The organism is Calderihabitans maritimus, assembly GCF_002207765.1.
Lineage (GTDB): Bacteria > Bacillota > KKC1 > Calderihabitantales > Calderihabitantaceae > Calderihabitans > Calderihabitans maritimus.
In genome coordinates this window covers 1-9144 of record NZ_BDGJ01000019.1, presented here as the reverse complement: position 1 = coordinate 9144, position 9144 = coordinate 1, and the positions used below count along the sequence as shown (strand labels likewise).

Here is a 9144-nt window from a genome sequence, read left to right as displayed (position 1 = left end):
ATCTCGGCCTCCGGCGGGCTTCCCGGCAAATTCGCCGTCCCTGGCTCAGATTGCCGGCCTCGCGCGTCCTGCGCTCGGGCCCGCCTCCGACCTCGCTCTCGCCAAGTTTGGCTGTTGCTCGATTTAATGTCGCTTCGCTGGGAACAATACAGCCTACCAGCAGGGGTTGGGGGATGTAGGCGTAAGGCGACATTGGTTCGAGGCGTCGGCAAACTTGGCGAGGACGAAGTGAGGCAGCGGTGAACGGGATGGGGCGGTACCAAGTTGCTGAAGAAAATTGAAGCGTTGCCGTTATCCTTGGAGCTACGAAGACGCCAGAGTTTTGACCACCCCCGATGCCGAACGAGGCCGAGCCTTAGTTTGCCCGCCGCAGAACCTCCGGAGCCGGAGCCTACATCCCCCAACTAAATTATAGCCCCGTCTCCAGCATCCGGAGGAAATCCTGTTCATTCAAGATGGTAATTCCCAACTCCTTGGCCCGGTCGTATTTGGAGCCGGGATTTTCGCCTACTACCACATAATCGGTCTTGCGGCTTACCGAGGAGCTAACCTCTCCTCCCAGCGCCTCGATTTTTTCTTGAGCCTCGCGTCGGGTCATGCTGGCCAGAGTCCCGGTCAGTACAAACCGTTTGCCCGCCAGAGGACGCTGTAAGTTCCCGTTAACATCTCCTCTGGTATTAACTCCGGCCCGCTTGAGCTTACCTATGACCTCCTGGTTGCGGGGTTCCCGGAAAAAGGAGATTATACTTTCCGCCATTTTAGGGCCGATCTCAGGAATAGCAGTCAGCTCTTCGTAACTAGCTTGAGCTAGTTCGTCCAAAGAAGCAAAATTTTCCGCTAGTAGGCGAGCCGCCCGGGAACCCACATGCCGTATCCCCAGGGCAAAAATCAGTTGGGCCAACGAATTTTGTTTACTGGCCTCGATAGCCTCCAGCAAGTTCTTGGCCGATTGGGGTCCCAGGCGCTCCAGTTTGACCAATTCTTCATATTTTAAGTAATACAAGTCACCCGGGTCACGGATGAGACCCTTCTCCAGAAGCTGGTTAATCACAGCCGGACCTAATCCCTCAATATTCATTGCCTGGCGGGAAGCAAAATGAATAATTCCTTCCCTTACCTGAGCCGGGCATGCCAGCCCCCCGCTGCAGCGGGCAGCCGCCTCTCCTTCCAAACGGACTACCCGAGCTCCACATTCAGGACAATACTCGGGCATGTGAAATTCCCTTTCCTCGCCGGTACGCCGCTCCTTCAGTACATTTACCACTTCCGGTATTATATCTCCGGCTTTCTGAACAACTACCATATCTCCCAGTCGAACATCTTTCTCCCGTATCATATCCTCGTTATGCAGGGTAGCCCGGGTCACCGTGGTACCTGCCAGCCGTACCGGCTTGAGAACGGCGGTAGGGGTTAGCGCTCCCGTACGCCCTACCCGCACTATAATATTCTCTACCTGGGTTACGGCCTGCTGAGCCGGGAATTTATAAGCTATGGCCCAACGAGGACTTTTAGCCGTATTGCCCAATATTCGGTGAAACTCGCGACGGTTAACTTTAACTACCATACCGTCAATCTCATAAGGAAGTTCCTCCCTGCGCTCCGTCCATTCCTCGCAGTAAACAATCACTTCTTCTATATCCGCGCAGACTTTTCGGTGGGGGTTGACGGCAAACCCAAGACGTTCCAGAAATTCAAGTACTTCCGCATGAGTGGCCGGTTCTTCCCCCTCAATGGCCAGGAGGTCATAGACGAAGACCTGCAGGGAACGGCGCGCCGTTATCCGCGGATCTAACTGCCTCAGGGATCCGGCCGCCGCGTTGCGGGGATTGGCAAAAAGCGGCTGGCCTTCTTTTTCCCTCTCCTGGTTTAAAGCCTCAAATGCTTTTTTGGGCATATATCCCTCACCCCGAACTACCAGGCGGGGCAGTTTTTCTCTAATCCGTAAGGGAACCGTGGGAACTGTGCGCAGGTTGGCGGTAATATTTTCCCCTAAGTAACCGTCACCGCGGGTGGCCCCGGTGACGAAGAGCCCATTTTCATAAGTAAGGGCTACCGAAACCCCGTCTATTTTCAGTTCTACTACGTAGTCAACCGGCCCTCCCACTGCCTGCCTGATGCGCCGGTCAAATTCTCGCAACTCGTCAGCCCCAAAAGCATTAGCCAGGCTGAGCAGGGGAACATCATGTCTAACCGTTTCAAAGGCTTCCAGAGGGGCTCCGCCCACTCTTTGGGTAGGAGAATCGGGAGTTATAAACTCGGGATACCGGTTCTCCAGCTCGATTAGTTCCCGCATTAACTCATCGTATTCCTGATCGGTAATTACCGGCTGGTCCAGAACGTAATAACGATAATTATGTTCTTCAATAACCCGCCTTAACTCTTCAATTCGATCTTTTATTGCCCCCCGGTTCAAACCTATTCACCTCTGCTTCCCCTCAGTGAATTTTCCTCAAAGGCGCATACTCAACAAGCAATTCCTTTATTCCCCGGTCGGGAAAAGCGACTTTCAGCCGCGTGTCGGAACCATCGCCTTTGACGGCCACTACGACTCCTTCGCCCCAGTGGGAATGGTACACTTTGTCCCCCGGACTAAAAGCGGTTTTCTTGTCGGTCTCCTCTTCTTTTTCCTGCCCACCGGGCGAGGTAATAAGTTCTTCCGGAATTTCTTCCAAAAACCGGGAAGGAGGATTGGAAACCAGGTTCCCGTACAGGGTTCGCCTCCGGGCATGAGTCAGGTAAAGTCTTTTCTGGGCGCGGGTCATACCCACGTAACACAACCTTCGCTCTTCCTCCAGCTCTCCCGGCTCCAGCAAGGCCCGAGAATGGGGAAACACACCTTCCTCCATGCCTACCAGAAACACCACCGGAAACTCCAAACCTTTGGCCGTATGCAGGGTCATCAGTACCACGACTTCTTCTTCCTCTTCATAATTATCTATCTCCGAAACCAGAGAAACCTCAGCCAGAAAACCTTCCAGAGTTGCTTCTTCGCTGCTGCGTTCGTATTTTTCCGTGACTGAGAGAAACTCCCGCAGGTTTTCCAAACGGGTCTCCGCTTCCGTAGTCTTTTCTCTTTCTAGCTCAGCTACAATACCCGTTTTATCCAAAATCTGCCTAGTCAACTCCGTTACTCCTATTTTATCCTTAAGCTCTATAAAGCTATCCATCATTTCCACGAACTGAACAATCGGTTTCAAAACCCGGGAGGAAAGGCCCTCTATTTCCTCAGCCCGCCTTAACGCTTCGTAGATACTGATACCTTTTTCCCCGGCAAAAGCGGCCAAGCGCACCCAGGTAACTTCCCCGATACCTCGCCGGGGAACATTGATAATCCGATAAAGACTTACGCTATCGTCAGGATTCTGGATCACCCGCAGATAGGCAAGGATATCTTTAATCTCCTTGCGCTCATAAAACTTCAATCCACCCATTATCTGATAGGGAATACCTGCTTTCACCAGAGCCTCTTCTAAAGCCCTCGACTGGGCGTGCACCCGGTAAAGAACCGCGCAATGACCGTAAGGTATTCCTTCCTGCTGTTTCAGGCGGTAAATTTCCTGGGCCACGTACCAAGCCTCGCCCCATTCATCATCGGCTGGATAAACGACAAGAGGCAACCCCTCCTCATTTTCCGTCCAGAGGTTCTTTTCCTTCCGACTCTGGTTGTAGCGAATCACCTCGTTGGCCGCCTGTAAGATCGTTTTGGTAGAACGATAGTTCTGCTCCAGTTTGATAATCAACGCATCGGAATAGTCCTTTTCAAAGTTCAGGATATTCTGGATGTCGGCGCCCCGCCAGCCGTAAATAGACTGGTCAGGGTCTCCCACCGCACAAATGTTGCGATAACCACCGGCCAGAAGCTTGGCCAGTATATACTGGGCATGATTGGTATCCTGGTACTCGTCGATCATAATATAACGGAACAGTTTCTGGTAATACTGAAGCACTTCCGGGTATTGGGCCAGGAGAAATACGGTCTGCATGATGAGATCGTCAAAATCCAGGGCATTATTCTCCCGCAGTTTTTCCTGATACAGCCGGTAAACGTCAGCGGCCACCCTTTCGTAAAAACTGCCCGCCATTTGTTCATATCTCTGAGGTGACCAGAGATTGTTCTTGGCCTGACTTATGACTGAAGCCAGAGATTTAACGGGAAATTTCTTATCATCCAGATTTAACTCCCGGAGGCAGTTTTTTAATAGAGTATGTTGATCGGCTGTATCATAAATTACAAAATTCCGGTTGTACCCCAGGCGGGAAATCTCCCTGCGCAGAATGCGCACACAGGCGGAATGAAAGGTGCTGACCCACAGACTGTCGCTTCTCAGGCCAACCAGATCGGCCAGCCGCTCCTTCATCTCGTCAGCAGCTTTATTGGTGAAGGTAATGGCCAAAATATTTTCCGGAGCAATTCCCTTTTCCTGCAACAAATAAGCAACCCGGTAAGTGAGCACTCGAGTCTTGCCGCTGCCGGCCCCGGCCAGGACCAGCACGGGCCCTTCGGTACTGGTGACTGCCTGCCGCTGTTTGGAATTAAGCTTGGTAAGTAGATTCATTCTTAACCGGCCCCCTTGTTCATCTCTCAAAATTATATCATAACTACTTTCCCGTACCGAAACAAGAAAAGAACACCTTATCCTCGATTTGTAAAAAAACAAAAACTACTACCTATCGCGGTAGCAGTCATCCAGATCACCTTTATATATTAAACCGGGCGTCGGCGCAGGGTCCTGATTTGGACTTCGTGTTCACCCAAAATTTCAAAAGTAGATTTTTGATTTTCCCTGAGCTCTTTGAGCATAGCCATGGCTTCCGTCTTGAATTCCATCAGTGCCGCCGTCTGCTCGTAGATGGAATCCGTTTTTTCTTTAAGTTCTTTAACCTCAGTTTTTATCTCTTTAATCTCCGACTTCATTTCTGCCGTCTCTGTTTTTATCCCCGCTATCTCCGATTTCATCTCCGCCATCTCTGATTTCATCGCCGCTGTCTCTGTTTTTATCCCAGCTATCTCCGACTTCATCTCTGTGATCTCCGATTTCATCGCCGTCGTCTCTGTCTTTATCCCAGCTATCTCCGACTTCATCTCTGCCATCTCCGATTTTATCCCGGCTATTTTCGCCGTTTCTGATTTAATTCCTGTTATATCCTCCTTCATACTCTCTTGGTCTGAATATAGTTTGCCTATCTCTGCCCGTATTTCTGATAATTCGTTAAAGATCCGTTGTAAATAATCTTTAGTTTCCATAAAAAACCTCCCCTTATCTAATTTTCTACTCTTGATTGCTATTTCCTGCGTTCTCTCAGTTCCTCCCGGACCTCATCCGGACTAATATCATGATAAGCCAGCAGAACCAAGAGGTGGTAGAGCAGGTCCGCTACTTCGTAAATCACTTCTTCTCTTTTGTCGTTTTTGGAAGCAATAATCACTTCTGCCGCTTCTTCGCCCAGTTTCTTGAGAATCTTATCCTGCCCCTGGTTAAAAAGATAACTGGTATAAGAACCTTCCGGTCTTTTATCCTTCCGTTCCTGAATGAGGTCGTACAGCTGGTCTAAAATCGTTGCCAGCCCGGTGGAACTGTCTACGGTTTCAACTTCACCGGTCTCCTTCACCCGGTGGTGAAAGCAAGAATAATAACCTTCATGACAGGCAACCCCTTCCTGCTTAACGCGGAACAAAAGAGTATCCGCATCGCAGTCGTAATAAACTTCCTGGATGTGCTGGTAATGCCCTGAAGTTTCCCCTTTATGCCATAACTGGCGGCGGCTGCGGCTGTAAAACCAGGTCTGCCCGGTAGTTAAAGACTTTTCCAGGGCTTCCCGGTTCATGTAGGCCATCATCAGCACGGTCGAGGTTTCCGCGTCCTGAATAATCGCCGGTACCAGACCGCGGTCATCAAACTTAATCCGGTCCAAAATTTCCGCGGTTACTTTTTCTAATCGCATGGCCTTACCACCACCCCGTTATCGGCCAGAAACTTTTTAGCTTCAGCAATGGTATACTCTCGATAATGGAAAATGGAGGCAGCCAGAACGGCATCAGCTTTGCCCTTTGTAAGGCCTTCCAGCAGGTGTTCCAGGTTGCCCGCTCCCCCGGAAGCAATAACCGGTATGTTGACTGCCTCGCTCACCGCCCGGGTGAGTTCCAGGTCATAACCATCCTTGGTACCGTCCCGGTCCATACTGGTCAAAAGTATTTCTCCCGCTCCCAATTTTTCCACTCTGCGGACCCATTCCAGCACATCGATCCCGGTAGGGGTTCTCCCGCCGTGAATATATACCTCCCAGCGACCGTCGCCACAGGAACGGGCGTCTACGGCCACCACTATACACTGGCTGCCGAACTTCCATGCTGCTTCCTCTACCAGGGCCGGATTTTTAACCGCTGCCGTATTCAAAGAGATCTTATCCGCCCCAGCGGAAAGCATAGAACGGATATCCTCCAGGGAGCGTAGTCCGCCGCCTACGGTAAACGGGATAAAAACTTCCTCTGCCGTCCGCCGTACTACCTCCCGCATGATATCCCGTCCCTCTGCCGAAGCAGTAATATCGAGAAATACCAGTTCATCCGCGCCGGCCCGGTCATAAAAAGCAGCCAACTCTACCGGATCTCCTGCATCCCGCAAATTAATAAAGTTGGTTCCCTTAACTACCCGGCCTTCCGTTACGTCGAGACAGGGAATTATTCTCTTGGCCAACACTTTAATTCTCCTCCATTTCTGCCACTGCAATTGCTTCCTCCAGGCTTACCTTACCGGAATAGAGGGCCTTACCTAAAATTACTCCTTCCACTCCCTCCGGTTCCAGTTCTTTTAACCTCTTGATATCCTCCAGAGAAGAAACGCCTCCGGAGGCAATTACCTTGAGACCAGAACCCTTGGCCATTTTCCGGGTGCTCTCTATATTAGGTCCTCGTAGGGTCCCGTCCCGACGGGTATCGGTGAAGACTATACGCTCCACTCCTCTATCTTTCATTTCCAGGGCCAGATCCAGGGCTTGTTTCTCTACCGTAGCTTCCCAGCCTTCTATCGCCACCAGCCCGTCCTTGCTGTCAATACCCACCACTATCCGGTCGCCCCACCGTTTGCAGGCATACTCTACCAGCGCAGGCTCAATAATGGCTATGGTACCAAGAATTACCCGCGCCACTCCTATGGAAAGCAATTCCTCAATCGTGTCCAGCTTCCGGACCCCGCCCCCGAATTGAACCGGTATTTTGACGGTGTCGATAATTTCCCGTACTACCTCCAGGTTCTTGGGCCGTCCGGCAAAGGCCCCGTCCAGGTCCACAACATGCAGCCATTTGGCGCCCAGGTCTTGCCAGGAATGGGCAACCGCCACCGGGTGATCGGAATAGACCGTTTCCTCGTCAAGCTTTCCCTGCACTAACCGGACACATTTCCCTTCCCGTACGTCGATAGCCGGTATGACTAGCACTCTTCCATCAACTCCCCAAAGTTCTTTAATATTTTTAAGCCTAACTGGCTGCTTTTTTCCGGGTGAAACTGGATACCAAAAACATTACCCCTACCGACCACTGATGTAAATTCCAGGCCGTAATCAGTGGTAGTAACAACGTAATCGCTGGTAGTAGGGAATACATAATAAGAATGGACGAAATAAAAATAAGAACCGTCAGGAATACCTTTCAATATAGGACTTGGTTTTTTAATATGAATTTGATTCCAGCCCATATGAGGCACCTTCACCCCTGCGGGAAGACGGACCACTTTGCCGGGAAAAATACCCAGGCCCTCATGCCAGCCCCCTTCCTCGCTCGCCTCAAACATCAGTTGTAGACCCAAACATATTCCTAAAAAAGGCTTGTCCTGCGCAGCTTCCTTGACCACCTCCAGAAGCCCACTTCGGCGCAGGTTAGCCATAGCATCAGCAAAAGCACCTACTCCCGGCAAAACCACCGCTCGGGCTCCGCGTATTTGCGAAGGGTCATCGGTAATTACTGCCCTGTACCCTGCTTTCTCAAAGCCCTTCTGTACGCTTCTCAGGTTGCCTACCCCATAATCTACAATGGCAATCATCTGCACTCCCCCTCGGCAGATTACAAAATACCCTTAGTGGACATAATCCCTTCAATCCGGGGATCTCGGGCTACCGCCTGGCGCAACGCCCGACCGAAAGCTTTAAAGACAGCCTCAATAATGTGGTGGCTGTTCTTCCCTCTCAACATGCGTACATGTAAAGTAATGAAACTGTGGTTAACAAAAGCCCGTAAAAATTCCTCCACCAGTTCGGTGGCAAACTGTCCTACCACTGTAGAAGGGACGGAAACTTCATAAGCTAAATATGGCCGCCCGCTCAGGTCCAAAACCACCTCAACCAGAGCTTCGTCCATGGGGACAACCGCATGCCCGTAACGATTTACTCCTTTTTTATCGCCCAAAGCGTTCCTGACTGCCTCTCCCAAACAAATCCCGAGGTCTTCAACCGTATGATGATCGTCAACCTGAAGGTCGCCCGTCGCCTCCAGAGCCAGATCGAACAAGGCATGTTTGGTCCATAGGTGAAGCATGTGATCCATAAACCCTATCCCCGTCTGCCCCTCAAAAAGTCCGCGACCATCCAAATTGATATTGACCGTAATGTCGGTCTCCTCTGTTTTCCGGCTAAACTGGACTTTTCGCTCCCTGTTCATTGCCGTCCTCCTTCCGGCTTCATTCCTTCCCCGGCCGGTCTTCCAGCCTTACCCTGATGGAACTAGCATGGGCGTCCAGCCCCTCCACAGTAGCCAACTTGATAATATCCCGGCTTCCCTGAAGAAAAGCCTCGGCGGAAAAAGAAATGACACTGCTCTTTTTCATAAAACTGTCTACACTTAAAGGTGAATAAAAACGGGCAGTTCCCCCCGTAGGTAAAATATGGTTAGGTCCCGCATAATAGTCTCCCACGGCTTCCGGAGTATACCTTCCCAAAAAGATGGCTCCCGCGTGGCGTATACTTCCCAATACGGCAAAAGGCTCTTCCACCATGAGCTCTAAATGCTCCGGTGCAAAACGGTTGGCCAGTTTTACCGCTTCCTTCAAATCTTCCACCAGGATTATAGCTCCGTAATTTTCCAGCGCCTCTTCCGCTATAGCCCGGCGGGGTAGGGTTTCAATTTGCCTCTCTACCTCCTGCTGTACCTTTTGG

10 protein-coding genes are annotated in these 9144 nt (G+C 50.9%); all 10 read right to left on the bottom strand.

Annotated features, from left to right (window positions below):
- The coding region (locus KKC1_RS16680) for a hypothetical protein (RefSeq protein ID WP_238134178.1) at positions 1–193 on the bottom strand (193 nt) is incomplete at its 3' end.
- A 216-nt stretch (positions 194–409) separates the two neighbouring features.
- Positions 410–2413 carry an NAD-dependent DNA ligase LigA gene (gene ligA, locus KKC1_RS03255; RefSeq protein WP_088553078.1) on the bottom strand — a complete coding sequence of 668 codons (2004 nt, stop codon included), beginning with the start codon at positions 2411–2413 and terminating at the stop codon, positions 410–412.
- Between the two features lie 22 nt (positions 2414–2435).
- Positions 2436–4556: a DNA helicase PcrA gene (gene pcrA / locus KKC1_RS03250; RefSeq protein ID WP_088553077.1), complete on the bottom strand. Its 2121-nt coding sequence runs from the start codon at positions 4554–4556 to the stop codon at positions 2436–2438.
- A gap of 149 nt (positions 4557–4705) precedes the next feature.
- Positions 4706–5245: a coiled-coil domain-containing protein gene (locus tag KKC1_RS03245; RefSeq protein ID WP_088553076.1), complete on the bottom strand. Its 540-nt coding sequence runs from the start codon at positions 5243–5245 to the stop codon at positions 4706–4708.
- A 38-nt stretch (positions 5246–5283) separates the two neighbouring features.
- Complete coding sequence (gene hisIE, locus KKC1_RS03240; RefSeq protein WP_088553075.1) at positions 5284–5943, bottom strand: bifunctional phosphoribosyl-AMP cyclohydrolase/phosphoribosyl-ATP diphosphatase HisIE; 660 nt, start codon at positions 5941–5943, stop codon at positions 5284–5286.
- Positions 5934–6698 (bottom strand): imidazole glycerol phosphate synthase subunit HisF, encoded by a 765-nt coding sequence (hisF, locus tag KKC1_RS03235; protein ID WP_088553074.1) that lies wholly within the window; start codon positions 6696–6698, stop codon positions 5934–5936. Before hisF ends, hisIE begins: the two co-directional genes overlap by 10 nt.
- 1 nt (position 6699) lies before the next feature.
- On the bottom strand, positions 6700–7434 hold the full coding sequence (gene hisA / locus KKC1_RS03230) for a 1-(5-phosphoribosyl)-5-[(5-phosphoribosylamino)methylideneamino]imidazole-4-carboxamide isomerase (RefSeq protein WP_088553073.1): 735 nt from the start codon (positions 7432–7434) through the stop codon (positions 6700–6702).
- Entirely contained in the window at positions 7428–8036 is a 609-nt protein-coding gene (hisH, locus tag KKC1_RS03225; protein ID WP_088553072.1) for an imidazole glycerol phosphate synthase subunit HisH, read from the bottom strand. Before hisH ends, hisA begins: the two co-directional genes overlap by 7 nt.
- Positions 8037–8056: 20 nt before the next feature.
- Positions 8057–8650, bottom strand: coding sequence for an imidazoleglycerol-phosphate dehydratase HisB (gene hisB, locus KKC1_RS03220; protein WP_088553071.1), 594 nt, complete (start codon positions 8648–8650; stop codon positions 8057–8059).
- Between the two features lie 19 nt (positions 8651–8669).
- The coding region (locus KKC1_RS03215; RefSeq protein WP_143288664.1) for a histidinol dehydrogenase at positions 8670–9144 on the bottom strand (475 nt) is incomplete at its 5' end.